Raw genomic sequence first — 25,850 nt, 5'->3', positions numbered from 1 at the left:
TAAACCAAACCGACGACAGCACCCTGATTTTAAATATGACCCTGAGCCTGCCCACCGGCTCTATTGATGAAAAAGATGTCACTGGTATGAGCATGGGCAATGAAGTTCAGCTGCCATATTCCATGCAACTGGGTTCTGGTACTTACGATATCAAGCCGGGCCTAACCTATACCGTTAGCCAGCCCACTTACTCCTGGGGTGCGCAAACTATTGCCACTTTGCGTTTGGATGAAAACGACAACGGCTACACCTTGGGTGATCGCATTATGGCGACGGCCTGGTATGCTCGTCCTTTTGCCGACACCTTTAGCTGGTCAGTTCGTGGTGTCTACGAATACTGGGATGATATCGATGGCGAAGATGAAAAACTGAATCCGATGATGAAAACTATGGTGCCAACCGCCGACCCGGATTTACGCGGTGGCCAGCGTTTTGATCTTGCAGCGGGTGTTAACTGGATTCTGCCTGGAACCAAAACCAATCGTTTAGCCCTGGAATTAATTAAGCCGGTTTACCAGGATTTAAATGGCCCACAAATGGAAATGGATTATTCAGTTGTTCTGGGATGGCAGTTAAGCCTGTAAGGAATCAAACGGAGGCGGTATTTTTAGCCAGCGCTTTAACTACCGCCGCAACATTTGCTTTTAAATGATCGGGATTAATTGTCCCGACAATCGCACTGCTAACACCGGCATGCGAAAAAATAAAATCCATACTGGCCTGTATCGGATCTTCCCCTTCCAAACAAATATGCCCACTGGCAAAGGCTTTTTTGATTAATAAGCCCTTGTTATTTTTCTCGCAGTAATCAATCACTGGTTTTTCATCTTTATAATCAAGATTAAAGGTAGCCATAACAGCATCCGTTTTTTCCGCTGCTCGTAGCCCGCCATCCACCGTTTTAGTCGATACACCATAAGCTCGAATTAAACCTTCCTGTTTACAGCGCTGTAACTCATCTAATACTTCCTGCTGCTCAATCACATTTAAATCATTGCCATCAGAATGAACAAGTACCATATCAATGAAATCGGTATGCAGCCGTTTTAAACTGCGCTCAATACTAAAACGCGTATGTTTGGCACTAAAATCAAAAGAAGATTCGCCATGATTAAATTCTTCACCGACCTTTGAGCAAATTACCCAATCCTGCCGCTGGCCTTTTAATAAAGGTCCCAGGCGCTGTTCGCTAATACCATAAGCAGGAGCGGTATCAATCAGGTTAACCCCAAGATCACGGGCAAGGTCAATTAACTGACTGGCGGCTTTATCATCAGGAATAGTAAAACCGTTAGGGTATTTAACACCTTGGTCACGCCCAAGTTTTACCGTACCTAAACCAATAGGGCTAACGTTAATACCGGTATCGCCAAAGGGGCGTGTGATTAATGACCCGCTCATTTAAAAAGGGTTTCCCAACAGGGGGTACCAATAACCGGTGTTTTAAAATGGCCAAGCGTTACAGGAATAGCGTTGTGACTGGGTGAAATGTTTTGCCGCTTTAATAAATCACAAACTTCATCCGACATATTGGGCGCCAGCGTTAACTTGGTGGGCCAGCTAACAATCACATTGCCAGACTCTTTAGCGGTTTCAGCAAAGGCTTTGTCGGGTTTAATCAAACCTTTTTGTTTCGGCTCTGCACGGTCAACGTACAGCACTGTCCATTCACTTTTACTAAAGTCCAGCCACGGAAATAAATCTTTAAGCTCGGCTTTGGCATTTTCAATTAATACTTCATCGCTGAGTGCAGTTCCCTCCGTCGCCAGATCACCGCCCAGATACCAAACGTTCTTGCCGTCTTCAGTTGCATGGCTGGAAATAGTTAAGCGCGGCGATGGGTTACTGCCCATACAGTGGGCATAAAGAGCATGGGGGTAGTGATGTTTGACTAACACCTGCTTTAAGGGGCGACGTTGCATGGCTGGTTTTTTAATCGACAGCATCGCGCAAAGTTGCTCATTGCCTTCACCGGCGGTAAATACAAATTGATTGGCTGTGAGAGTAACCGAATGTTCACCATCACTGGCTACCAGCGTATCCACCGAACCATCTGCCTTTTGGGTAAATTTACTGCGCTGCCAGTCAATAGAAAAAATACGGCCACGGCAATTATCCGCCAGCGCATTCACCACCGAGGGCACATCCAGTACTAAATCCACCAACTTATATAAGCTGCCGGTAAAGGCCTTATCCTGAAAAACGGCGGGGCGGTCTGCCTTGCTAACATTATCCACCCGCCCACGGGTCACCTTGCTGGCAAAAAAGGAAGTCACCCTGGAAGTGATAGACTGGGTAGACCACATATAAAAATGTTCACTAAGCACTTTAGCTTGCTGCAAATCCACATCACCTTCACCCTCAAGGCAGCGACGCCAGTGGTCAGGCATATCGGCAATGGCTTCTGAGGCTCCAGTCAGGGCGCCCCCTAACGCATATTTAATACCGCCATGGATCATGCCCTGGGACGCAATAGTTTGCGCGCCCCCCAAGTCACCCTGTTCAAATAAAATGGCGTTATAGCCGTCATTGCATAAGCGGTTAAGCAGCCATAAGCCCGCTATGCCGCCGCCAATAATGGCAATATCTACAGTTGCTGTGTTGGAAGTCATTAAGTCTTTAGTTAGAAGCATTAGGGGCTGTAAGTATATCCTGTTTCAGCAGGGCTGGTCACTGCCCAGTTAAATCGCTATGCTTCACGGCATTATTTATAAACCCCATTTATTAATCTTATTTATAAGCCCCAGGTTTCTATGGCTCGTTACCTCTACAGTGTGTTTTTTTACCTGATCACGCCCCTGATCCTGCTACGCTTAGCCTACCGTGCCAGTAAGGCGCCGGCTTATGGCCAGCGTATAGCCGAGCGCTTTGGTTTTTTTATCGCCCCCAAGCTTAACAATACCATCTGGGTACACTCTGTCTCGGTGGGAGAAACCATTGCTGCCGCTCCCCTTATTAAACGTCTGCAACAGCAATACCCCGATGCCGCGATCGTGGTGACCACCATGACCCCCACAGGCTCTGATCGAGTAAAGGCCTTATTGGGTGATTCGGTTTTTCATGTGTATGCACCCTATGATTTACCCGGTGCTATCCAGCGGTTTTTAACCCGCGTACAACCCAAACTGTTAGTAATTATGGAAACGGAACTTTGGCCCAATACCATTCACTATTGTCGCCAGTCTTCCATCCCAGTGGTATTGGCCAATGCGCGCTTGTCTGAAAAATCAGCGGCGGGGTATCAGCGTTTAAGTTGGTTAACGGGGCCGATGTTAAATAACTTAAGCAAAGTGGTAGCCCAGAATAAGGCAGACGCGGATAGGTTTTTGGCCCTGGGTTTAGCAGAAAATAAAGTCGAAGTTAGCGGCAGTATTAAATTTGATGTGGTGATTGATAAGGCGTTAATAGCAAAGGCAGAACCGCTTAAACAACAGTGGAGCAATCACGGCCAGCGTTTAATTATTATGGCTGCCAGCACCCATCAAGGTGAGGATGAAATTATTCTTGATGCGTTTAAGCAGGTGATAGAAAAGATATCTGATGCTTTATTAATTATTGTGCCTCGACATCCCGAACGCTTTGACCAAGTGGTTAATCTTTGTGAGCAAAGGTTTTCTGTTGCACGCCGTTCAAACAACGATACCGTCAGTGCAGCAACAAATGTATTAGTAGGCGACACCATGGGTGAGTTGTTATTACTCTGTGGTTGCGCCGATATGGTGTTTGTCGGCGGCAGCCTGATTAATTCCGGTGGCCATAATATGTTAGAGCCTGCGGCCTGGTCGCTACCTATCATCACTGGTGAGAGTGATTTTAATTTTGCCGAAGCTAGCCGTTTATTACAGCAGCGTTCTGCTTTATTGATGGTTAGTGATGCTAATCTTTTGGCAGAAAAATTGTTACTGCTCGGGCAGTCTGAATCACTACGAAACGAGATGGGCGCTAATGCTAAAGCGGTGGTAGAAGAAAACCGCGGGGCATTGGATAGATTGATATTAGAGATAGAAAAGAACCGTCATTCCCGCGAAGGCGGGAATCCAGCGCTTTAGATTTCCGCTTCAGCGGAAATAAAAGTATAAGCATGCAGCCTGGGTTCCCGCCTTCGCGGGAATGACGGGGCAGTTATTCGCTTAAATACTTTTGGTACTGGCTAACTGTAGATGCGCCTGGCTCAACCATCCACTTATTAATATCGTAAACATCCTGTGGTGTTAATGTCCCCGCTGCACGTTTCAGTTTTAACATATTGATGACATAGTTATAACGCGAGTTAGAATAATCGCGTATAGACGCAAATAAAGAACGCTGGGCTTGCAGTACATCAACAATATTACGCGTGCCCACTTCGTAGCCCGCTTCGGTGGCATCTAGTGCACTGCTGGTAGAGACAATCGCCTGTTGGCGTGCTTTTACTCGCTGCACATCGGTCACTACAGTGATATGTGATGCACGGGCATTGCGAATAACACTGCGCTGGGTTTCGATTTTATTTTGTAGGGCGACATTGTATTTCTCATAAGCCTGACGACGCTGGGCGCTAACGCCACCACCGGAATAAAGTGGAACGGATAATCTAACGCTCCAGGCGTAACCATCAGACTTTGTTTCAAAATTTCTTACCGTATCATCGATGTTATTAATGCTGTCACCGTCTTCTTCAAAGTCAGTGTAAGTGATATTGCCCGTTAGTTTAGGAGCATGGCCCATCTTTTTAGAGGAGGCATTTTTTTTGGCAGCTTCCATGCCAAACAAAGAAGCTTTTAAAGCATTGTTATTTTTTAAGGAAAACTGTACCCATTCATCGCGGGATTTGGGGTCGGGGTCAACCACCGGGTAATCTTTATTTAACAGCCATAAGTTTTCATGGCTCTGGCCGGTTAGTACAGTCAGGGATTCGTATGAAGTGCCCAAATTACCTTCATCCGTTAAGCGCGCAACCACCGTTGAATCATAAACTGCACGAGCTTCATGCACATCGGTAATAGCGATTAAACCAACATCAAAACGTTGCTGAATTTGTTCTAATTGGCGTTTAGTCGCTCTTTCTTCAGCTCTTGAAGCTTCAAGATTGTCGAGCGCCCGCAGAACATCAAAGTAGGCTTCTGCAACACGGACGATGACATCCTGTTGATCATAGGCTAATTGGGCTGCAGCCTGTTTAGTAATCTCTTTACCTTGCTGAAATTTGAACCATGCGGATAAATCAAATAAAGTTTGATTAAGGCTTAGGTTTAATGTGGTGCGGCCTGATTCAGTATCATCGTCTCTATCCAGACCTGCGAAGGTCGAACCACTGCTCACATCGGTCGTGTCACTCTCACGATATTCTCCCGACGCATTAATCTGTGGTAGCAAACTGGAAAATGCCTGCTCTTGCGTTTCAATATTAGCCCGGTAGGTCGCTTCAGCGCCTTTGAGTTTTGGATCGTTTTGCAGGGCTTGCTCGTATATATCTGCTAACGTATCAGCATAGGTGAGCGTACTGCCTGTATATAATGCAATAGCCAATGACAGAGGGTGTATCAAACGTTTCATTGATTAATCCTTAGATGAAGTGGCGCTTTCTATTCTAGGCTCAGTTAGTGAGCTCAATTTTGCGCTAAGTGTAGCAAACTGCTTCACAAAGCCCTACTTTACAGGGTGAATAAGCGCTACATTTTAATTAAGTTGGCCAATGTTGTTTTGTTAAGGCCGCGGCAGTACAAAACTGCTAGACTTTGTTTTGATGACTTGAATGTTAATGGTGGATTGTAATCCACCCTACAGTAGGCCGGATTATAATCCTGCATCGTATATGCTAAAAAAGAAATACACCGTTGATTTGGCAGGGCAAATGGCAGAGTGCGAGGCAAATTATGCCCGCATAATGCAGCTGCTGCCAGATATGGCCACCATGGACCAACGCCTGTTTGGTGTTGAGCTAAGCGGTGGCCAGCCAGCGCAAATTCGTATTGATGTTACCGAGCGCTGCAAATACACCACGATGGTGGACATCAGCCAATTGCCTTCAGCCCAGGGTAAAAAGCCCTGGACTACCGCCCCCAGCTTTTCCCTGCGTGTCTACCACGATGCCCAAATGGCTGAAGTAGTTTCCTATGATGCCCATCGCGCCCTTCATGCCAGCTACGAATATCCCAATGAAAAGATGTTCCAGCAGGACGAAAAAATTCAACTCAACCTATTTCTCGGTGAATGGCTGAGTCACTGTCTAAAATATGGACATGCATTGGATGATAGCGGGTTGTGCTTCCAGTCCTTGTGAGTTTTCGGCCATTAAACGAGTGACATCATTGGATTATGCCCCCGGAGTGGGAATAGTTACTGGATTTTATTGTGCTTCAGTCGTTAAATAGGGAAATATCAATAGCTTGCCTCAGGTTAGTTATTGTCAAAGCGACTTCAACGACGAAACAGTGATCAGAGGCACACCTTGCGGATCGAGCGTAACAACACAGAACGGCCTATAGAGTTGGTCCAAATCACCGATTCCCACCTTGGCGGCCAGCCGGGTGAGGAGTTATTGGGTATGGATACCGATCAAAGCCTGGCCCATGTGATTGATTTGATTGAAGCCGAGCGCCCATCTGCTGAGTTATTGCTAGCCACCGGGGATATTTCCAACGGTGGTTCACCCGCTTCCTATCTCCGCTTCCAGCAACTGACCGGTCATCTGGCCCCCCATATCTTATGGCTGCCGGGCAATCACGATGCCTTGCCCGCCATGCAGCAAACCTTTGCCGGTGATCCAGCCCTGGGCCGGAATATCGAGGTGGGTAACTGGCAGATCATTATGCTGAATTCCGCCACGCCCGGTGAGGTAGGCGGCAACTTCAGCGCTGGGGAATTAGAGTTTTTACAACACTGCCTTGAAACCACCGAGGCCGAACACGTACTGCTGTGTATGCATCACCATCCCATCCCCATTGGCTGCGATTGGTTAGATGGCCAGCAGGTGCGCAATGCGGATGCTTTTTTTGCGCTGGTTGATCAGTTCTCATCTGTGCGCGGGATTCTCTGGGGGCATATCCACCAAGAGCTTGACCAACAGCGTAATAGTGTTAGCTTGATGGCCACCCCTTCAAGCTGTATCCAGTTTGCGGCCAGCAGCCCCGACTTTAAACTGGCGCGGCTTAACCCGGGCTACCGCTGGCTGTCTCTGCATGCCGATGGTGCTATTGATACCGGCATTTCCCGCGTCACCGGCGTTGAGTTTGATATCGATTACGAGCATTCCAGCGGTTATTAACTACTTCTATCTGGTGGAATATATTCCACCCTGCGGGTATGCTTCGCGCTTTAATATAAAGGCGCTTAACCTGCATGCAATCGCTGTTAATCTATATCCACGGTTTTCTCAGTTCACCGCAGTCCATTAAGGCACAAGAGACACAGCAGTATATCAATAGCGCACAACTTCCCGTTGAGCAGATTACGCCGGGTCTTTCTAACTACCCCATGCAGGCGTACCAGCAATTGCAGGAGCTGGTGCAGGCCAACAGCGGCAGGCAAATCGCCCTGATTGGCAGCTCACTGGGTGGTTTTATGGCCACGGCTCTGGCGGAAGAATTTGGCCTTAAAGCCATACTGGTTAACCCCGCTGTCAAACCCTATGAATTAATCAGTGGTGTGCTTGGTGAAAATACCAACCCCTATACCGGCGAGACATTTATTCTGGACGAAAGTCATATAAAAGAACTGCATCAATTAGAGGTGCAGCCCATCACCCGTCCCGAGCGGCTAAAAGTTTTATTGCAAACTGGCGATGAAACTCTCGATTACCGCAAAGCAGTTAGTTACTATCACGGTTGCCCGCAAGCAGTAGAAGAGGGGGGTGACCATCGCTTCCAGGGTTTTGAAAATCATTTACCTGAAGCGTTTAAGTTTTTAGAATTAGTCGAATAACAAAAACTGCTTGTCATCCCCGCGAAGGCGGGGACCCAGAGTTACTTAATAAAGAGCCTAAGAATACTGAATGTCTGATTATAATGCTGAATCCATCGAGGTCTTAACCGGCCTTGACCCAGTGCGCAAACGCCCCGGTATGTACACTGAAACCACTCGCCCCAACCACCTGGCCCAAGAGGTTATCGATAACAGTGTCGATGAGGCGCTGGCGGGCCACGCCCGGCAAATTGATGTGGTTATCCATAAAGATGGCTCACTAAGCTGTACCGACGACGGCCGTGGTATGCCCGTTGATATGCACCCCGAGCAGAAAAAGCCCGGCGTTGAAGTCATTCTTACTACCCTGCATTCAGGGGGTAAGTTTAACAATGATAACTATCAGTTTTCCGGTGGTTTGCACGGTGTGGGTGTTTCTGTAGTCAACGCCTTATCCAAAGTGTTAGAGATCAATATCCGCCGCAACGGTGAAGTCTATGAAATGGAATTCAAAGACGGCGAAAAATCCAAAGACCTGAAAGTGGTGGACACCTGCGGTAAACGCAATACCGGCACCAGCCTCCGCTTCTTGCCGGATGCCAGTTACTTTGACTCTGCCAAATTCTCCATTTCCCGTATGCGCCATGTATTGCGCGCCAAAGCCGTGCTTTGTCCTGGCTTAAAAGTCACCTTTAAAGATGAAGCCAGCGGTGAAAAGGAAGAGTGGTACTACGAAGATGGTTTGCAAGACTATATGATGGCCAGCACCAAAGGCTGGGAAACACTGCCGGCTGAACCTTTTATTGGTAACTTTGCTGGTAGCAATGAAGGTGCCGATTGGGCCGTGCAATGGTTGCCGGAAGGTGGCGAGCTAACCACCGAGTCTTACGTTAACCTGATCCCAACCGCCCAGGGTGGAACCCACGTTAACGGTCTGCGCACCGGCTTGCTGGATGCCATGCGTGAATTTTGTGAATTCCGCAATTTATTACCCCGGGGCCTTAAATTATCCCCTGATGATATTTGGGATAAATGCTGTTTTATCCTGTCATCCAAATTGGCGGACCCACAATTCTCCGGCCAAACCAAAGAGCGTTTAAGTTCCCGTGAAGCGGCGGCCTTTGTCTCCGGAGTTGCCAAAGACTCCTTTAGCCTGTGGTTAAACCAGCACACCGAAGACGCAGAAAAATTAGCCGATATGTGTATTAACAATGCACAGTCGCGAATGAAAAAATCAAAAAAAGTGGCCCGCAAAAAAATCACCTCCGGCCCAGCATTGCCCGGTAAACTGGCAGACTGTTCCGGTGATGATGCCGAGCGCGGCGAACTGTTTTTGGTAGAGGGTGATTCGGCGGGTGGTTCTGCCAAACAGGGCCGTGATCGTCAATACCAGGCAATCTTGCCCCTGCGAGGGAAAATTCTAAATACCTGGGAAGTTGACTCACAAGAAATTCTGGCCTCAGAAGAAGTGCATAATATAGCCGTGGCCATCGGTGTTGATCCCGCCTCTGATGACCTCTCCGGTTTGCGCTATCACAAAATCTGCATTCTGGCGGATGCGGATTCCGATGGTTTGCATATCGCCACGTTAATTTGCGCTTTATTTGTTCGTCACTTTCGCCCGCTGGTACAAGCCGGTCATGTGTTTGTTGCCATGCCACCGCTGTATCGTATTGATATTGGAAAGGAAGTTTTTTACGCCCTCGACGAAGGTGAAAAACAAGGTATTCTCGACCGCATAGAAGCCGAAAAGAAAAAAGGCAAAATCGGTGTGCAGCGTTTTAAAGGCTTGGGTGAAATGAATCCGCTGCAATTACGTGAAACTGTTATGAGTGGTGATACTCGTCGCTTGGTGCGTTTAACCATCGAATCCGGTGATGAAACCAACCAGATGATGGATATGCTATTGGCTAAGAAGCGCGCTTCTGACCGCAAGGGCTGGTTGGAAGAGAAAGGGAATTTGGCTGAGGTGTAAGGCAGGGGCTTTTTTATGCGCATAAAAATGTTGATTTTGTTCTCCTTGTCCTGAAACCGTTGCGCCAAAATGATGCTTTGCACCCTTCTAGTGCAATATGGCCATGCTGAAGATACAAGCTGCAAGCTTTATTTATTCTTCAGCGTGTCTCTTATAAAAAATTGACCCCCGCTATGATAGTTTTTGGAACACCTTTCCTGCGTATAACTCATTGATATTATTCATATTTTGTCAGAGATAAAAAATAACCGGCTAGCTTTTGACCTAAAATTGTGCAAATTTTTCATGTTGGCGCAGATATTGATATGGATAGAAGGATGAAGATCAGTGATATTCGAGATGATATTAGCCAGCTAATAGAACAGCAGCAGTTGCCGCAGGATTATTGGCAGCTGGTGGAAAGCTATATAGAGCCACTGAGTCGGCAGATCGCCAGAGAGCATCAGAAGTTAAACAAAACCATGGTAGTGGCGATTAATGGTGGCCAGGGCTCTGGCAAAAGTACCTTTTCCTTATTCTTAAAATTATTGTTGCAATCCAGTCAGCAGTGTTCCGTGGTGGCTGTATCGCAGGATGATTTTTATCTGGGTAAATCCCAGCGTCAGCAAATAGCCAAAGACATTCATCCACTACTGGCCACCAGGGGGGTGCCGGGTACCCATGACGTTGCGTTGGCGCTGCAAACCCTAAAGGATTTAATAGAAGGTAAAGCTGTTCCTTTGCCTCAGTTCGATAAAGCCCTGGATGATGGCGTGCCCGTTAATCAATGGCCGCTGCAACAGGAGCCCGTCGATATTATTTTATTGGAAGGCTGGTGTGTAGGTGCCTTACCCCAATCTTTTGAGCAATTAAAACAACCGATTAATGAATTGGAAAAAAATGAAGATAGCTTGTCACTGTGGCGAGGCTATGTAAATCAGTGTCTTGCAGAAAACTATCAGCAATGGTTTGGCCTGATTGACTATCTGGTCATGTTAAAGGTGCCCGATATGGCGTCGGTCTATCAGTGGCGTAGCTTGCAGGAGAAAAAACTGCAGCAGAATTACTGTTCCGATCAACCCAATGACATTATGGACCAGCAGCATCTGATGCGTTTTATTCAGCATTTTGAAAGGTTGACCCTGCATCAATTACACACCCTGCCTGAGCGGGCCGATGTGGTTTTTTATTTAAATCAACAACACGGTATTGATTCTGCTAGTGGCTTGGTAAATGGCTTGGTAAATGGCTTGGTAGATGAGTAGTATGAATTATTCTGGCAGCCCCATAATTTTCACCGACCTTGATGGTACATTACTGGATCACGATGATTATAGTTTTACCGCGGCGCAGCAGGCATTAAACACGATTGCAGAAAAATCTATCCCGCTAATTATTAATACCAGTAAAACAGCCACAGAAATTATCCATTTACAAAAGCAGCTGACTATTAAGCAACCCTTTATTTGTGAAAACGGAGCCGCCGTTTATCTACCGCCGAAGCACGGCGATCAAGGCAATATTGAAAACTATCACTGCGAAGCTTTCGCCAGACCAAGACAAGAAATACTGGACGTTTTACATCGCCTGCGAGCAGAGCAGGGCTATCAATTTACCGGTTTTGCCGATTGTGATGCGCCTGCCATTAGCGACCTTACCGGGCTGGATCTAAAACAATCTGCCCTGGCTCTGGAACGAAATTTTAGTGAGCCCTTATTATGGCAGGGCAGCCAAAATAGCCGGCAACATTTTATTGAACAACTGCAACAACATCAGTTGATTGCACAGCAAGGTGGCCGTTTTATCACCGTCAGCAGCGCGGTTAATAAAGCTGAAGCCATGGCATGGCTCTGTAAATTTTATGGTGGCTCTCAGTGTGTTATCGCCCTTGGTGATAGCCCCAACGATGAAGCGATGTTAAACGCAGCAGACATTGCTGTAGTGATACCATCAAAACACTCTGGCCATCTCGATATAAGCGGCGCTAAACAAGTGATTAAAACCGAGCTGGCAGGCCCGGCCGGTTGGCAGGCGGCAATGGATCGATTGCTGCCATTATTCAGCACAATACAGTCATCAATACAAATGGCATCAATAGAATAATACCTGGAGAACACCATGGCAGATTTCCATCAAAATGGGATGATCACCACCTTACATAATATTGCCAAACGTCCCCTCGAGGATCTGGAAGCAGAATTAAACCGCTTTAAAAAGTCGCGCCCCATGGGCCTGGTATTACCATCACTGTATTCTGAACTGCAAACCGAAGCGCTGGCCAATATTGTTGAAGAGCTAAAGCAAGTTGATTATCTAAGCGAAATTGTTATTGGCCTGGATAGAGCCAATCGCGATGAATACCAACATGCGGTCAACTATTTTTCCGGTTTGCCCCAGCGTCATCGCATACTGTGGAATGATGGCCCGCGTTTAATGGCGATTGATAAAAAGCTGCAGGACCTGGGTCTTGCACCCACGGAAATGGGCAAGGGTCGAAATGTCTGGTATTGCTACGGCTATACCCTGGCTTCAAAACGGGTTGATGCGGTGGCCCTGCATGACTGTGATATTGTCACCTATAACCGTGAATTATTGGCGCGGCTGATTTATCCAGTGGCCAACCCGACATTTAGTTATGAATTCTGCAAAGGTTTTTATCCGCGTATAGCCGATAATAAAATGGGTGGCCGTGTCAGTCGCTTATTTGTTACGCCATTATTGCGGGCATTAAAAAAGGTCTGTGGTTATAGCGACTTTCTTGAATTTCTGGATAGCTTTCGCTACCCATTGGCCGGTGAGTTTTCAATGCGTGTCGATGTGATTAATGATTTACGGATACCCAGTGATTGGGGGCTGGAAGTCGGGGTGCTCTCGGAAATGCAGCGCAACTACTCCACCAACCGTTTGTGTCAGGTAGATATAGCCGATGTCTACGACCATAAACATCAGGACCTGTCGCTAACTGATGTGGAGCAGGGGCTGTCGAAAATGAGTACCGATATCGCCAAGGCGATTTTTAGAAAGCTGGCTACCAATGGTGAAATATTTTCTACCGAAAAATTCCGCACTATTAAAGCCACCTATTTTCGCGTGGCGCTGGACTTTATAGAAACCTATCACAACGATGCCCTGATCAATGGCCTTAAGCATGATCGTCACAGTGAAGAACAGGCAGTAGAATTATTTGCCCAAAATGTAATGCGTGCAGGAGATTACTTTTTGGAAAAGCCGATGGATACACCGTTTATCCCCAGTTGGAACCGAGTGATTAGTGCGGTTCCTGATATATTGGAACAACTTAGAACGGCCGTTGAAGAAGATAGCCAGGAATTTGGCCAGTAGAAAAATATGTCAAACCACAAGAAACCAGAGTTACAACGTCGTATTGTCGAGCATCTTTCGGGATTATATCCACAGCACAATCTTGCTCAGTTGGCGGGTCAACTTATTGTTGCCATGGGCATTGAACCCGAAAGCCCCGCTCCCCAGCCCCATCGCAACCTTTGGGATCAATCCGACAGTGTTTTAATTACCTATGGCAATAGCGTTGTTAAGGATAATGAAAAGCCGCTAAGAACCCTCAAGCGTTTTATTGACCAGCATTTAAAAGATGCTATCAATAGCGTGCATATTTTACCGTTTTTCCCTTATAGCTCCGACGATGGTTTTTCAGTAATGGACTATCTAATGGTCAATCCATCGCTTGGGGAGTGGGAAGATATTACGGCCATTGCCGATGATTACCGATTAATGGCCGACCTGGTGATTAATCATATGTCGGCCCGTAGCCGCTGGTTTGATAATTTTAAGAAGCGGATTGACCCGGGCAAGGATTATTTTTTTGAGGCCCGCCTCGAAGATGATCTTAGTGCCGTGGTCAGGCCAAGAAACTCACCGTTATTAACCCGTGTTGATACCGCCGACGGGGAGCGTTTTGTCTGGTGTACCTTTAGTGCAGACCAAGTGGATTTAAACTTTAAAAATCCAAAAGTCCTGAAAGAGTTTGTTAATATTATCCGTCATTACCTGGAGCGTGGCGTTAAAATATTTCGTATTGACGCGGTGGCTTTTCTCTGGAAAGAGGTGGGCACTCCAAGTATTCATTTGCAGCAAACCCATGAGGTGATCAAATTGCTGCGAACCCTGATTGAGCATCACACCCCTGATGCCATTATTATCACCGAAACCAATGTGCCCAACCGTGAAAACCTGACCTACTTTGGCAATGCTAATGAGGCGCACATTATTTATAACTTTTCCCTGCCGCCGTTATTGTTATATACCTTGCTCAGCGGTGACTGCAGACATTTAAAAACCTGGATGATGAGTATGCCTCCGGCCCAGGCAGGCACTGCCTATTTAAATTTTATGGCCTCCCATGATGGTATTGGCCTGCGACCCCTGGATGGTTTGGTCGATGATAAGCACCGCGAGGAAATGGTTGCGGCGATTAAGAAATTTGGCGGCAAAGTGACTTACCGCAAATCACGGGAAGGGGTGGACAAAGCCTATGAAATTAATATTGCCTTATATGATGCTTTAAAGGGCACGATGGATGGCGGCCCCGACCACTTGCAGAGTCAACGGTTTATCTGTGCCCATTTAATAATGATGGCGTTGGAAGGTATTCCCGCTATGTATATTCATAGTTTTATCGCTACAGAAAATGATTATGCCAAATTGGAAAATACTGGACATAACCGGGCTATTAACCGGCATATATGGGAAGAAGATTCTTTGCATAAAGCGCTGTTGGATAGTGATGGACATCACCAGAAAATTTTCGAATCCCTGACAGAGACCCTACGCCTGCGTTGCCAACAACCGGCTTTCCATCCCAACGCCACTCAATTTACCCTGCATTTAGGCGCCGGTGTATTTGCCTTTTGGCGGCAAAGCATTCAGCGGGAGCAAAGTATTTTTTGTTTAAGCAATGTTACCCGCAGCGAGCAATTGATTAACCTGGCGGATATTAATTTAATTGGTACTGACCAGTGGAAAGATTTGTTAAGTGGAGAAACATTAAAAGACTTGGAAGGGCGGTTAAAGCTTAGCCCTTATCAAACGGTCTGGTTGACCAATTTGGTGACTGAGAGCGATCGTCATTCCCGCGTAGGCGGGAATCCAGTGCTGTAGATTTCCGCTTTAGCGGAAATAACAGCATAAACACGCAGGCTGTATTTCCGCCTGCGCGGGAATGACGGCAGTTGTAGGGTGGAATATATTCCACCAATCCTAGAACTTGGCTCCTACCCAAACCCAGACTTTATCGGTATCCACATAGTTTTTAGCACCACCATTGGCGGCATCGTCAGCGCTATAGGCTGCATACTTAATACCCGCTGAATAGTGTTTACCAAATTTTTTGCCATAGGAAATATTAATCTCATCACCAAAGTCATCGCTGATATCGCTGTCTTCATCGGCTGAGAAGTCATGGTAGGCAACAACCCACTTACCGCCGGCTAATTTACCGGAAACGGATGCGTAGACATCGACCAGGCCTTCATTGGGAGTACCCAGGAACTGATCACTCCAACCATTAAAGGCATGTAAGGTAGCCAGTGGTGTGGAAAAACCAAAATTTCCGTCATCGGAACCCAGTACTTCATAACCCAGTTTTGCGGTAATGCCGCCAATCACTGCGCCGCCTTCCAGCAACATATAATCCGCTTCCAGATCTTCAGCGCCCTGGCTGGATTTTTCCTGGCTAGCAAATTCCGCGGTATACATCAGTTTGATATCCCCGGTACTGGTAGCGCCTTTAAGGCGAACACCAAAAGTATCAAAGGCTAATTCAGCATCGGTATCTTCTTCTAACAGATAGGCATAGCCGGTAAGGGTACCTAGTGCGGTTTTATAGGAGGCATTGATCAAATGATCTTTAGAATCAATATCTTTTTCTTCTGCAAAAATTCGGTTGCGTTGTTCAATGTAGGCGTATTTAACGGTCAGGTCTTCTAAGGGGCTATAGTCAAAGCTTAAACCATCAAACGTTTGTCTGTCCTGGCGCCAGCCAACATCACCGACAAAGCGAACATTGTCGAGTTTAATTACCTGTCTACCCAGCTTTGAAGTCAGGGTATCTGTTTTATACTGTAGAAAGCCCTGATCTAATTCTGTAGTGCCCGGATCGGCAATCACTGAGTATTCACCACCATTGCCAATGGTATTGTTATAGTCATCAACACCCGCTACAGAACGTGAGTCTTCAAATTCAATGGTTGCAGAAAAGCCATTGGCGGCACCTGTCTTATAACCCAGCCGTGAACGCAAGGTGAGCGCTGCAGCATCATCCAGTCCATTGTCCTGGTCGACGGTCTCATAGCGCATGCGAAAATCGCCATAGGCTGTGCCGCTGGTTAGTGCCTCTGCGATAGCATCACTGAGAACTGTGGGGCTAAAAGTGCTTAAGGCCAGCAGAGATGCCCCCAAAAAGGTTGACTGGCGGTGGGTTAAAAAGGCTTGTGTTCGTTTCATAGTTATTACTCCAGATTAAATCAACATTGAATAATGGGTGAGTGGTGAATTTATGCCATTAAGCGGCTTGTTCGGCTTTTTTACTGGCGGCAGGCTTGTTGCCGTTGGTAAACGGTTCAACTTTGCGTTGCTTCTCATAAAGGAATCTCAGTACTTCTGAACGGAGGCGGTTGTATTCCGGGTTGTCCGCCAGGTCTAATCGGCTGCGAGGTCTGGGAAGGTTAATATCGAGTATTTCACCAACCGTTGCTGCAGGGCCGTTGGTCATCATCACAATACGGTCAGAGAGCAATACGGCTTCATCCACATCGTGGGTGATCATAATAACGGTATTATTGAGCTCCGCCTGGATCTCCATCAAAGAATCTTGCATATGGGCACGGGTCAGGGCATCCAGTGCACCAAACGGTTCGTCCATCAGTAGCACATCCGGCTGCATAGCCAGGGCACGGGCTATACCTACTCTTTGTTTCATACCACCGGAGATTTCATCGGGGCGTTTATGCATCGCATGATCCATATGAACCAGTTTTAAGTTATGTTCAATCCACTCTTTGGTTTCGCGCCTGCTTTTTGATCTGCCAAACACTTGCTTGACCGCAAGTTCTACATTTTCATAAGCACTAAGCCAGGGCAGCAAGGAATGGTTTTGAAAGACCACCGCCCGCTCCGGCCCAGGTTCCGAGACTTCTTTGCCGTTTAGAATAACGCCACCTTTGGTCGCCTGATATAAACCTGCAACAATATTGAGGACAGTGGATTTACCACAACCGGAGTGGCCAATCAGGGAGACAAATTCGCCTTCACTGATTTTTAAGTCAACATCATCCAGCGCTTTAAAACTTCCCGTAGGTGTAGGAAATTCCATATCGATATGACTTATATCTAGTAACAAACTCATAATATTTTCCTTGCTTAATACATTCTCAATGAGGTTTTCAACGGGGCTTTCAGTAGGTTTTTCAACGTTGTGCCGATGATTTATCCCAGGACACCCAACGCTGTAATTGCAACATCAATCGATCCAGTAAAAAGCCAATAAAACCAATAGTGATAACAGCAGCCATAATGCGGCTTAGTGACTCAGAACTGCCGTTTTGAAATTCGTCCCAGACAAATTTACCCAGCCCCGGATTTTGTGCCAACATTTCAGCGGCGATTAATACCATCCAGGCAACGCTTAGGGATAAACGCATACCGGTAAATATCATGGGGATAGCTGCAGGCAGCACAATTTTTTGCACATGCTTTAAGGCCGGTAAACGCAGTACCCGGCTAACATTCACCAGGTCTTCATCAATACCCGCTACACCTACTGAGGTATTAATTACCATTGGCCAAATACAACATAGGGTCACGGTAATCATCGAATTTAAAAAAGACTTGGCTACCATTGGGTCAGGGCTTATATATAAAGCACTGACAACCATCGTTACCAATGGCAGCCAAGCCAAGGGAGACACGGGCTTAAAAATTTGGATAATCGGGTTAACAGCCATATTGAGCGTTTTGCTTAAACCAATAGCGATACCCAGGGGAACCGCGATAATGGCCGCCAGTAAAAAACCACTGCTAACCGTAATTAAACTGGTAAAAATTTGGTCGAGAAAAGTTTCCTTGCCGGTATAGCCGCGAATTTTTGCTTGATAGCTGGGGTCTTTAGCCATACGCTCAGCGTTGCGTTTTTCCTGCCGCTGGTAAAATTTATCGGCCTTTTCCCGCTCCGCAACATGTTCGTTATATAAGGCTACGAATTGGGTGCTGACGGCAGAGGGGCCAGGAAATTTACCCAGCGAAGTATTAATATTTTGCGCTGCGCCCGCCCACAGTAAAAGAAACAGGCCAATGCCTAACAGAGGTATGCCCATATTTTTTAGTACATGATTAATCATGGCAGCATATCGAAAGCTTGAGGCCTGATTGGTCAATAATTGTCTGAGAGCGGTTGCAGAACTATTCATGCTCATTACCTGCTATTACAGCAGGTCTCCTTTTTTTAGGCCGATGGGAAAGCTGTTGATATAGGCATTAGGCTTGCTGCCATCAAATTCGACACTGTCAATAAAGTCGCTTTGTGGGGGCTTAAAACCGGTCTCTGTTGCAAAGTTTGGAAAGTCAGCGGCCTTTACTTTTTTCTCAGCAATTAATGACTCGGCAGCTTTTTGGTAAATGTCGGGGCGGTAAACACTTTTCGCCATATCGACATACCAGCTATCAGGTTTGTCTTCAGCGATCTGGCCCCAGCGACGCATCTGTGTCAGATACCAAATAGCATCGGAGTAGTAAGGGTAGGTGGCGTTATAACGGAAGAACACATTAAAGTCTGGCACTTCACGCTTATCACCTTTTTCATATTCAAAGGTGCCGGTCATGCTATTGGCAATTACGTCATAGTCAGCACCCACATAGTTAGACTGGGAAAGGATTTTTACTGCGGCAGGGCGGTTAGCATTATTATTTTCATCTAACCACTGTGCAGCGCGAATCAAGGCGCGGGTTAAACGAATGGTGGTATTAGGGTATTTTTCTGCAAACTCTGCGGTAATGCCAAAGACTTTTTCCGGATTGTTTTTCCAGATTTCGTAATCGGTAATAACCGGCACACCAATATCTTTAAACACGGCTTGCTGGTTCCAGGGCTCGCCCACACAGTAGCCATAAATAGTACCGGCCTCTAAAGTAGCGGGCATTTGTGGTGGCGGTGTGACCGATAATAAGGCGTCGGCGTCAATCTTACCGGAGCTATCACCTTTATGAGGCGCATAATATCCAGGGTGAATGCCACCGGCGGCCAGCCAGTAACGCAGTTCATAGTTGTGGGTAGAAACCGGGAACACCATGCCCATATTAAAAGGCTTGCCGTCGGCTTTATACTTTTCAACCACTGGCTTTAAGGCGTCAGCTTTGATGGGGTGAACCGGACGGCCATCCGCCATTTTGGGAATATTGGGTTTCATTTCTTCCCAAACGGCATTGGAAACAGTAATACCATTGCCGTTTAAGTCCATGGAAAAAGGCGTAATGATATGTGCCTTGGTACCGAAGCCCATAGTGGCTGCAATCGGTTGTCCCGCTAACATATGGGCACCGTCCAGCCGGCCATCAATCACGCCATCTAATAATACTTTCCAGTTGGCCTGCGCTTCGATGGTGACATACAAGCCTTCATCTTCGAAGTAGCCATTTTCATAGGCAATGGCGATGGGGGCCATGTCGGTTAATTTTATAAAACCAAAGGTCAGCTCTTCTTTTTCCGGCCAGCCCAGCTGTTCGGCGTTAACACTGCTATGCAGGCTAAAAAAGCTGCCGACCACCAGGGTGGCCATAGCTGCTAAAGATCGTCCTGGTAACTTTTTCCTATTAAAGATCATAGTTCACTCCACTAGTTAGTTGTTTCGCAAGCGAGTGGTTTGCTTGCTTTGTAAAAATCACTGACTAAGGTTTAGCAATGCCTGTGCCAGAACAATAAATAAAGAAAAAAAACAAACTATGGGAGCATTTGGTGCAAGTAATGGCGTTTTTGCTTCGGTCGAGTGCATCATTTTTTATTATTGTTTTACAAAGCGCTCCACAATAAAGCCGGGTAGTGTTTTTGCACAAAGCTGGGTCGCGGGTAAAAAAATTTTTGTGGCAGAGGGTGGTGCAGTGGGGGGCCAAAAAAGTGCATAGACTTTTTAGGCTTGGTATTTTTGCTTCGGTATTTCTGGTCAGCCTTTATTGATCAGGCTTTGATGAGGGCGCGGTAGGCACTGTCTTCAATGCGTTGTATGCCCTGGCTGACCGCAAGCCATTGGGTATCGATAATATCGGTAGACATAGTGAATAACAGGGAGCTGTCTGCCGTGACCTCAGGGCTTTCAAGAATTGACATCTTCACGGTTAGTAAAAACTTATGCAGCGGTTTTTGGTAAGTTTTTACCAGATAACTATCAGGGCTTAGGGTATTGACGGCCTGAACAAGGTTTTTGTTTTGTTGTTCTGTTTCTTTGATTAAAAATGAAATCTTGGCATGGCTGTCTTTGCCGCAGGCTTTTATTACCGCTACGTTGGTGCTTAGGCCCCTGAGCATGGCCAGGTTTTCAATGCTGTTAGGAAGAGCAACAAACACCTCTTCAAGCAGGGCTTGATGGCTACTGTTGCTGTGAAGCAGTATCGGCTTTAGCTGTTCCATCATACATAGACGCAGTAGTTTGTTGCATGAATCAATCAGGTGGCTGTGAAATTCGAAATTGTGCATCACCTGGTCCTGTTGCCAGCCAATAGCAATGGTTTTCCAGTTGTTGTTGATATTGTTTAGTTGGTCCTGGGGAATACACGGGTAGTTATTGTTATTCAGCTCGGTGATTAAGTACCGAGCGCTTTCAATGCTTAGCTGCAGCTGCTCAATTTGCAGTAGAAAGTCCTGCGAACCACTGAGGTAGGCCATGGTGGCCCCACGATGGTGTTGCAGTAGCTGGGTAAGCTGGCACAACCATTTTATGGTTGTTAAACCCTGCTGGAGTTGGTTGAAGGTGGCGCCCAATGCCTCAATCCGGGACGGTTTGGTATCAATTAAGTGCACGATTTGCTGCCTCTGCCTTGGTATTGGACTAAAAATGCACAGTTCTAGTAATATCTGTGCCCAATAAAGGTTGTTTGCAAATACTGCGCCACCACCAGCCAATATACTTCTGTTCACCACAATCCCAATGGAATTAAGCCATAACTAAATGGTCTATTGCCGCCTCTGGAATTAAAAAGCACTTTTTCAAAATTGTCTTATACTTAACGTGTGAGCAATGTTCTAACACTAATAATAAGTCTGCTCATTTCATCACTATGAACTATAAATTTAGGGGACTAGGGGAGAGTATAATGATTAAAGGAAGCTTTTTTCCGCAGTTGTTAACATTGGCCTTTGGTATTGTGTTGCTGGCTTATGTTTCTCAGCTATAAATCAAATCAATTTCCGGTTGGCTGCGACTGCTGGCACAAAACGGGTGATTAGCCCGGCGATTTAACTGCCCGGCCAGAAGCCGCTAATAAGAATAATAACAGCGCCTGGTAACTGGAAGCTGTCATTGACAGAAAACTCAACCGCCATGTCGTAATGGCGGTGATCTGCTGAGTTTCTTTATCCATACTTATTCTCCATCTCTGGGGTTTTGCTGCCTATTGTTTTACTATAGCGGCTGCTGGGTGTATGGCGGGTTGTGCCATTACCAGGGTCATAATATAACCGAGAAAATCTATGTTTACAGGTATTGTTCAGGGCTCTTTCCCGTTATTACAGGTTGAGCGCAAGCCGGGCTTACACAGTTTTACCATCGAGTTGCCCGGGCCGCTACTAGAGGATTTGGCGATTGGTGCCAGTGTCGCGGTAGATGGTGTTTGTTTAACCGTTACCGCCATTGAACAGAGCAAAGTTTATTTCGATATTATGCAGCAAACCTTGTCATTAACGACCCTGGGCGAGCTTAATGCCGGTGATAGAGTCAATATCGAAAGATCCGCCAGGCAGGGTGTGGAAATTGGCGGGCATGTCATTTCGGGACATGTGGACAATACCGCTGAAGTAGTTGCCATCGAACAGCCAGAAAACAACCAGTTTATTACCTACCGGATACCGGCCGGGAAAATGAAATATATGTTTGAAAAGGGCTTTGTTGGTTTAAACGGTTGCAGCCTCACCGTGGCCGCCGTCAATAAAGAAGAACAAACCCTCACTGTGTGCTATATCCCTGAAACCTTACGGGTAACCACCCATGGTATGAAAAAAATCGGTGATAAGATTAATTTTGAAATTGACCGACAAACCCAAGCCATAGTCGACACGGTAGAAAACTTTTTGGTCGCCAACCCCGGACTGATTAACCCGTTAAGGCCCGATAGCCATTAGGCTGGTCGCGCAGTAGTATGTACGGGCAATATCCGGTAAACCCAATCCCAAGATTAGTAGGCTGTAGACAGTAGCGCCGTGGAATTTACGTATTTCGACAAGGAACAAGAACAGTCTCTACGCGAGCGCCTGGCCCAATTGCAGCGCAGCGAAGCGGTGCTTAGTTATGCCCAGCTACAGGGCTTTTTGTTTGCACTGGCCTGCTCCCCGGAAACTATTCGCCCCTGTGAATGGTTTGACCTGATCTGGTTTAATGATGAGCCCCAGTTCGACAATGAACAGGAGGCCCGTAGTTTTTACCGCCAGGTTGTTGCCCTGTCCGAACATATTGCCGATATGGCCAGGCAGCGCCGTTTTTTACCCTTTAGTGCCCGCTATTCCGAGCTGTGGCAGAGCGAACTCTCCCAATGGTGTGAAGGCCTGCTAATGGGCCATCAATATCTCGAAGATCTCTGGCTAATTGCTATTGATGATTTAAACGATCAAACAGTTTGCGAAAATGTAGATACGGCACTCAGCCTGGCGGCCACCTTCGCGGATGTGATTAACGCGCGCCAGCTCAGCTTTGAAGAGGGCATGGAGCTGACCGACGATCACCTGCCAGAAGCCTATGACTTATTCTGGAAAGTGCTGGGCACCTATGCCTCTGTGGCCAGCCTTTGGGCCGAGGGGGCCTGGAGCTTTGATGCGGAGCAGTTGTTCCTTGCACTGGAACCCGCTGCCCACGATGAAGCCTGCCCCTGTGGCAGTGGTGAAGTGTTTTCCAAGTGCTGCCTGCATTGATATAGCCCTTCGTTCCTTCGGAGGTGCACGGATCTTGAGAGCCAAAACTAAACGAGGCCGTAAACCCCAAAAAAGAACCGTCATTCCCGCGCAGGCGGGAATCCAGACTGCATGTTGATGCTGTTATTTCCGCTAAAGCGGAAATTGACAGCACTGGATTCCCGCCTGCGCGGGAATGACATAACAGCTTATTTATCCCGAACAGCTATCCGCGAAGGCGGGAGTGGCAGGGGGAATAATGACGCCTTAGCCGTTGGGTTTGTGCTACTAAAAATGGTATAACAATAAGTTCATGGAAAGACGTGTCTCAAGTAGGGGATAAAAGGATTGGTAAAGGTGTACCATGTTGAAAAAGAGTAGTGATTACAAAAAGTTAGCAGAGAAAATTTGTGTAGAAGTGCAATCTTGTATTCCCACAGAGTTTGAGCGCAGTGCCGCCAAAAAGGTACTGCAGGGCAACATTGAAAAAGTGCTGCTGGCAAGCGATATTAACGATACAGCCCCTGAATCTCGCAACGTTACCATTCTTCTTTCTGATATCCGTGGTTTTACCGCACTGGCTGAAACCTTTTCTGCCATGATGGTGATGGAGTTACTCAATCGTTATTTTTCCCATATGACTGATGTTATTGTGCAGCATGGTGGCACTATCGATAAGTTGATGGGTGACTCTATTATGGTGCTGTTTGGGGCTCCCCATTCCGGCGCCGATGATATAGAGCGCGCTATTGCCTGCGCGGTAGAAATGCAGTGCGCCATGTCTGAATTTAATGAGCAAAACCTCGCTATGGGACTGCCAGAAATGTTTATGGGTATCGGTATCAACACCGGGCAGGTGGTGGCCGGGTCCCTGGGCTCCGCTCATCACCGGGAGTACACGGTGATCGGTGATGAAGTGAACCTTACCTCACGGATTGAAGCGCAGAGCCTGCGTGGCCAGATCCTTATTAGCGAAAATACCTACCAGATAGCCAAGTCCTTTGTGTTGGTCGGCGAGCCAAACCGAGTCAGGGTTAAGGGCAAGAAAGAAGCAGTAAACCTCTATGACCTGATGGGTACGACCAAGCCCCGCGCAATGACTGTGCCTCGTCGGGAAATTCGCAAAAGCCCTCGGGTGGCGATCAATATGCCCTGTTATTTTCAACGTATTCTCAACAAGCAGGTTGATAGCGAAGAGTTTCAAGGTGAAGTGGTGGATCTGGGGTATAACGGTTTACTGATGGTTAGCCCCATTGACCTGGAGCCTTTTGCAGAAATTAAAATGGAAGTCTCGCTGCAATTATTTGGTGCCGGCACTACAGATATCTATGCCAGGGTGGTTAAAGTCGTTGAAGGAGATGGGCGTGTGCTTTGCAGCCTGGAGTTCACCTCAATGGATTCCGCCGGCCAGCAAGCGATAAAACAATTTGTCGATAACCAGATTGACCAATCGTAACCTTCGTCATTGCCGCCTGCGCGGGAATGACGGTTTTAAAGGGTTGTGTTATGGCGGCGAACAGGCTACTTTTCGTCCATGGAAAATTCTGACATCCCATCGCTAAGCTCCCAGCTACTCACCTTGCGAACGGAACATCGTATGCTCGATGTGGAGATTATGCGCCTGCAGGAATTTTCCTATATCGACCAATTACAATTGCAGCGGCTGAAGCGCCAGAAACTGCGATTAAAGCAGAATATTGAACGTATCAAAGCCCTGTTGATACCCGACCTTGATGCCTAACATCTCGCCAACAACAATTGCATTGCTTTGCCGCGATGACTGATCTGGTTTTTAAGCTCCGGCGCCAGTTCAGCGGAGCTACAATTCTGGTCAGGCACCCAAAACAAAGGGTCATAACCAAAACCGTTTTCCCCCTGTTCTTCAAACAAAATACGACCATCCCAAGTACCCTGGCATATAACCGGGGTAGGGTCAGTTTCATGGCGAAGAAAAACCAGCAGGCATTGAAAACGGGCAGTGCGTTCAGCTTCAGGTGTATTCTTTAGCTCGGCCAATAGTTTTGCATTATTACGCTGATCGGTAGCGCCTTCACCAGAAAACCGCGATGAGTAAATGCCAGGCTGGCCATTGAGCGCATCAACCTCAAGGCCAGAGTCATCGGCAATCGCTGGTAGGCCTGTCAGCCTGGATGCATGGCGCGCTTTGATAATAGAATTTTCAACAAAGCTAAGCCCATCCTCAATAGCATCGGGCACATTAAAATCGGACTGGGGTAATACTTCAAAACCGCAGTTACCTAATAGCTGTTGGAATTCTTCTAGTTTGCCAGAGTTACTGCTGGCTAGGACGACTTTGTTCATAGGTAATTTTCCCTTCTCGTCATTCCCGCGAAGGCGGGAATCCAGTGCTGTAGATTTCCGCTCTGGCGGAAATAACAGCATAAGCATGCAGGCTGGATTCCCGCTTCCGCGGGAATGACGGTTATTAATTAAAATATAAGGTTTTATTAAACTTTAAGGTGTAAGGGGCAATATTTGGATCCGGCTGGATATTAATAGTAAAAGTACGCAGTTCTTTGTTATTAAAGCGCAGCTCGGCAATATAATAAATCGATTCCTGCTCGGTGATTTCAGTAAACTGAAGTTCTGCCGAATGAATCAGGTCAGAGCTGCTGCCGGAAACTATGGATTTTTTTGCCTTGGTTACACCGCGCCCTAGCCGTTTCCTCACTGCAATATTAATTAAGGCGCGATCTTTGCCGCGAACTATACCGTAAGCCTGGGCCACTTGCGGAGTAATAAAAGTAGAATTTAACACGCTATAGTGTACATCGTAATCACCAAATACTTTGGTGCTTTCAGTTTGTGCAAATACAGCGTTGCCAAAAAGCAAAGTGAGTAAGAGAAGTGCTGGACGAAACATAAATAATACCC

General features: G+C 46.8%; 24 protein-coding genes and 1 pseudogene. 14 read left to right on the top strand and 11 right to left on the bottom strand.

Going from position 1 to position 25,850, the window contains the following annotated elements:
- Nucleotides 1-584 (top strand): annotated as a pseudogene (locus P8H32_RS10360) (alpha amylase); the annotation flags it as partial.
- A 4-nt stretch (nt 585-588) separates the two neighbouring features.
- Here the strand turns inward: P8H32_RS10360 and P8H32_RS10355 are convergent.
- Both P8H32_RS10355 and P8H32_RS10350 read right to left on the bottom strand, forming a co-directional pair.
- A complete protein-coding gene (locus tag P8H32_RS10355; protein WP_297292314.1) occupies nt 589-1,401 on the bottom strand; it encodes an aldo/keto reductase in 813 nt (270 codons plus the stop codon).
- A complete protein-coding gene (locus P8H32_RS10350; protein ID WP_301089336.1) occupies nt 1,398-2,612 on the bottom strand; it encodes an FAD-dependent oxidoreductase in 1,215 nt (404 codons plus the stop codon). Before P8H32_RS10350 ends, P8H32_RS10355 begins: the two co-directional genes overlap by 4 nt.
- A gap of 141 nt (nt 2,613-2,753) precedes the next feature.
- Here P8H32_RS10350 and waaA point away from each other — a divergent pair, with 141 nt between their 5' ends.
- Entirely contained in the window at nt 2,754-4,049 is a 1,296-nt protein-coding gene (gene waaA, locus P8H32_RS10345) for a lipid IV(A) 3-deoxy-D-manno-octulosonic acid transferase (RefSeq protein ID WP_301089335.1), read from the top strand.
- A 73-nt stretch (nt 4,050-4,122) separates the two neighbouring features.
- Here waaA and P8H32_RS10340 read toward each other — a convergent pair whose 3' ends face one another.
- Entirely contained in the window at nt 4,123-5,535 is a 1,413-nt protein-coding gene (locus P8H32_RS10340; protein ID WP_297292317.1) for a TolC family outer membrane protein, read from the bottom strand.
- Between the two features lie 259 nt (nt 5,536-5,794).
- Between P8H32_RS10340 and P8H32_RS10335 the strand changes: the two genes are divergently transcribed.
- The 8 genes from P8H32_RS10335 (at nt 5,795) to P8H32_RS10300 (ending at nt 14,971) form a co-directional block, all read left to right on the top strand.
- Nucleotides 5,795-6,262, top strand: a complete 468-nt coding sequence (locus P8H32_RS10335; RefSeq protein WP_297292318.1) for a DUF1249 domain-containing protein — start codon at nt 5,795-5,797, stop codon at nt 6,260-6,262.
- A gap of 123 nt (nt 6,263-6,385) precedes the next feature.
- Nucleotides 6,386-7,246: a 3',5'-cyclic-AMP phosphodiesterase gene (cpdA, locus tag P8H32_RS10330; RefSeq protein ID WP_301089334.1), complete on the top strand. Its 861-nt coding sequence runs from the start codon at nt 6,386-6,388 to the stop codon at nt 7,244-7,246.
- A 74-nt stretch (nt 7,247-7,320) separates the two neighbouring features.
- A complete protein-coding gene (locus P8H32_RS10325) occupies nt 7,321-7,902 on the top strand; it encodes a YqiA/YcfP family alpha/beta fold hydrolase (protein ID WP_297292320.1) in 582 nt (193 codons plus the stop codon).
- Between the two features lie 70 nt (nt 7,903-7,972).
- Entirely contained in the window at nt 7,973-9,856 is a 1,884-nt protein-coding gene (gene parE / locus P8H32_RS10320) for a DNA topoisomerase IV subunit B (protein ID WP_301089333.1), read from the top strand.
- 272 nt (nt 9,857-10,128) lie between these two features.
- Complete coding sequence (locus tag P8H32_RS10315) at nt 10,129-11,100, top strand: phosphoribulokinase (RefSeq protein WP_301089332.1); 972 nt, start codon at nt 10,129-10,131, stop codon at nt 11,098-11,100.
- Nucleotides 11,093-11,938, top strand: coding sequence for a mannosyl-3-phosphoglycerate phosphatase (locus tag P8H32_RS10310; RefSeq protein WP_297291516.1), 846 nt, complete (start codon nt 11,093-11,095; stop codon nt 11,936-11,938). The genes P8H32_RS10315 and P8H32_RS10310 overlap by 8 nt, the downstream gene beginning before the upstream one ends.
- Nucleotides 11,939-11,953: 15 nt before the next feature.
- A complete protein-coding gene (locus tag P8H32_RS10305; RefSeq protein WP_301089331.1) occupies nt 11,954-13,177 on the top strand; it encodes a glycosyl transferase in 1,224 nt (407 codons plus the stop codon).
- 6 nt (nt 13,178-13,183) lie between these two features.
- On the top strand, nt 13,184-14,971 hold the full coding sequence (locus P8H32_RS10300) for a sugar phosphorylase (RefSeq protein ID WP_301089330.1): 1,788 nt from the start codon (nt 13,184-13,186) through the stop codon (nt 14,969-14,971).
- Between the two features lie 99 nt (nt 14,972-15,070).
- Here P8H32_RS10300 and P8H32_RS10295 read toward each other — a convergent pair whose 3' ends face one another.
- The 6 genes from P8H32_RS10295 to P8H32_RS10270 all read right to left on the bottom strand — a co-directional run bounded on the left by P8H32_RS10295 (nt 15,071) and on the right by P8H32_RS10270 (nt 21,436).
- On the bottom strand, nt 15,071-16,315 hold the full coding sequence (locus tag P8H32_RS10295) for an alginate export family protein (RefSeq protein WP_301089329.1): 1,245 nt from the start codon (nt 16,313-16,315) through the stop codon (nt 15,071-15,073).
- Between the two features lie 58 nt (nt 16,316-16,373).
- A complete protein-coding gene (locus P8H32_RS10290; protein WP_301089328.1) occupies nt 16,374-17,216 on the bottom strand; it encodes an ABC transporter ATP-binding protein in 843 nt (280 codons plus the stop codon).
- A gap of 61 nt (nt 17,217-17,277) precedes the next feature.
- Nucleotides 17,278-18,207 (bottom strand): ABC transporter permease, encoded by a 930-nt coding sequence (locus P8H32_RS10285; RefSeq protein ID WP_301089341.1) that lies wholly within the window; start codon nt 18,205-18,207, stop codon nt 17,278-17,280.
- 84 nt (nt 18,208-18,291) lie between these two features.
- Nucleotides 18,292-19,641 (bottom strand): CmpA/NrtA family ABC transporter substrate-binding protein, encoded by a 1,350-nt coding sequence (locus tag P8H32_RS10280; RefSeq protein ID WP_297292820.1) that lies wholly within the window; start codon nt 19,639-19,641, stop codon nt 18,292-18,294.
- Nucleotides 19,642-20,036: 395 nt separating this feature from the next.
- Complete coding sequence (locus P8H32_RS10275) at nt 20,037-20,876, bottom strand: hypothetical protein (protein ID WP_301089327.1); 840 nt, start codon at nt 20,874-20,876, stop codon at nt 20,037-20,039.
- A gap of 422 nt (nt 20,877-21,298) precedes the next feature.
- On the bottom strand, nt 21,299-21,436 hold the full coding sequence (locus P8H32_RS10270) for a hypothetical protein (protein WP_297292816.1): 138 nt from the start codon (nt 21,434-21,436) through the stop codon (nt 21,299-21,301).
- Nucleotides 21,437-21,545: 109 nt separating this feature from the next.
- Here P8H32_RS10270 and P8H32_RS10265 point away from each other — a divergent pair, with 109 nt between their 5' ends.
- The 4 genes from P8H32_RS10265 to P8H32_RS10250 all read left to right on the top strand — a co-directional run bounded on the left by P8H32_RS10265 (nt 21,546) and on the right by P8H32_RS10250 (nt 24,696).
- Nucleotides 21,546-22,193 (top strand): riboflavin synthase subunit alpha, encoded by a 648-nt coding sequence (locus P8H32_RS10265; RefSeq protein WP_297292817.1) that lies wholly within the window; start codon nt 21,546-21,548, stop codon nt 22,191-22,193.
- Nucleotides 22,194-22,271: 78 nt separating this feature from the next.
- A complete protein-coding gene (locus tag P8H32_RS10260) occupies nt 22,272-22,976 on the top strand; it encodes a UPF0149 family protein (protein ID WP_297292818.1) in 705 nt (234 codons plus the stop codon).
- 343 nt (nt 22,977-23,319) lie between these two features.
- Nucleotides 23,320-24,411 (top strand): adenylate/guanylate cyclase domain-containing protein, encoded by a 1,092-nt coding sequence (locus P8H32_RS10255; RefSeq protein ID WP_297292370.1) that lies wholly within the window; start codon nt 23,320-23,322, stop codon nt 24,409-24,411.
- Nucleotides 24,412-24,489: 78 nt separating this feature from the next.
- Complete coding sequence (locus tag P8H32_RS10250; RefSeq protein WP_297292369.1) at nt 24,490-24,696, top strand: YdcH family protein; 207 nt, start codon at nt 24,490-24,492, stop codon at nt 24,694-24,696.
- Here P8H32_RS10250 and rdgB read toward each other — a convergent pair.
- Nucleotides 24,693-25,277 (bottom strand): RdgB/HAM1 family non-canonical purine NTP pyrophosphatase, encoded by a 585-nt coding sequence (gene rdgB / locus P8H32_RS10245; RefSeq protein ID WP_297292368.1) that lies wholly within the window; start codon nt 25,275-25,277, stop codon nt 24,693-24,695. The genes P8H32_RS10250 and rdgB overlap by 4 nt on opposite strands.
- A 124-nt stretch (nt 25,278-25,401) precedes the next feature.
- Entirely contained in the window at nt 25,402-25,839 is a 438-nt protein-coding gene (locus P8H32_RS10240) for a DUF4426 domain-containing protein (RefSeq protein ID WP_297292367.1), read from the bottom strand.
- Nucleotides 25,840-25,850 lie beyond the last annotated feature (11 nt).

It is taken from the genome of Oceanicoccus sp. (assembly GCF_029238675.1).
Lineage (GTDB): Bacteria > Pseudomonadota > Gammaproteobacteria > Pseudomonadales > Dasaniaceae > Oceanicoccus.
The sequence above is the reverse complement of the archived record's forward strand: the minus strand, read 5'-3'. Positions and strand labels throughout refer to the sequence as shown.

Coding starts and splice junctions, on each gene's coding strand:
- P8H32_RS10355 (WP_297292314.1), bottom strand. CDS start 1,401: ATGAGCGGGTCATTAATCACACGCCCCTTTGGCGATACCGGTATTAAC.
- P8H32_RS10350 (WP_301089336.1), bottom strand. CDS start 2,612: ATGACTTCCAACACAGCAACTGTAGATATTGCCATTATTGGCGGCGGC.
- waaA (WP_301089335.1), top strand. CDS start 2,754: ATGGCTCGTTACCTCTACAGTGTGTTTTTTTACCTGATCACGCCCCTG.
- P8H32_RS10340 (WP_297292317.1), bottom strand. CDS start 5,535: ATGAAACGTTTGATACACCCTCTGTCATTGGCTATTGCATTATATACA.
- P8H32_RS10335 (WP_297292318.1), top strand. CDS start 5,795: ATGCTAAAAAAGAAATACACCGTTGATTTGGCAGGGCAAATGGCAGAG.
- P8H32_RS10325 (WP_297292320.1), top strand. CDS start 7,321: ATGCAATCGCTGTTAATCTATATCCACGGTTTTCTCAGTTCACCGCAG.
- parE (WP_301089333.1), top strand. CDS start 7,973: ATGTCTGATTATAATGCTGAATCCATCGAGGTCTTAACCGGCCTTGAC.
- P8H32_RS10310 (WP_297291516.1), top strand. CDS start 11,093: ATGAGTAGTATGAATTATTCTGGCAGCCCCATAATTTTCACCGACCTT.
- P8H32_RS10305 (WP_301089331.1), top strand. CDS start 11,954: ATGGCAGATTTCCATCAAAATGGGATGATCACCACCTTACATAATATT.
- P8H32_RS10300 (WP_301089330.1), top strand. CDS start 13,184: ATGTCAAACCACAAGAAACCAGAGTTACAACGTCGTATTGTCGAGCAT.
- P8H32_RS10295 (WP_301089329.1), bottom strand. CDS start 16,315: ATGAAACGAACACAAGCCTTTTTAACCCACCGCCAGTCAACCTTTTTG.
- P8H32_RS10290 (WP_301089328.1), bottom strand. CDS start 17,216: ATGAGTTTGTTACTAGATATAAGTCATATCGATATGGAATTTCCTACA.
- P8H32_RS10285 (WP_301089341.1), bottom strand. CDS start 18,207: ATGATTAATCATGTACTAAAAAATATGGGCATACCTCTGTTAGGCATT.
- P8H32_RS10280 (WP_297292820.1), bottom strand. CDS start 19,641: ATGGCCACCCTGGTGGTCGGCAGCTTTTTTAGCCTGCATAGCAGTGTT.
- P8H32_RS10270 (WP_297292816.1), bottom strand. CDS start 21,436: ATGGATAAAGAAACTCAGCAGATCACCGCCATTACGACATGGCGGTTG.
- P8H32_RS10265 (WP_297292817.1), top strand. CDS start 21,546: ATGTTTACAGGTATTGTTCAGGGCTCTTTCCCGTTATTACAGGTTGAG.
- P8H32_RS10255 (WP_297292370.1), top strand. CDS start 23,320: ATGTTGAAAAAGAGTAGTGATTACAAAAAGTTAGCAGAGAAAATTTGT.
- P8H32_RS10250 (WP_297292369.1), top strand. CDS start 24,490: ATGGAAAATTCTGACATCCCATCGCTAAGCTCCCAGCTACTCACCTTG.
- rdgB (WP_297292368.1), bottom strand. CDS start 25,277: ATGAACAAAGTCGTCCTAGCCAGCAGTAACTCTGGCAAACTAGAAGAA.
- P8H32_RS10240 (WP_297292367.1), bottom strand. CDS start 25,839: ATGTTTCGTCCAGCACTTCTCTTACTCACTTTGCTTTTTGGCAACGCT.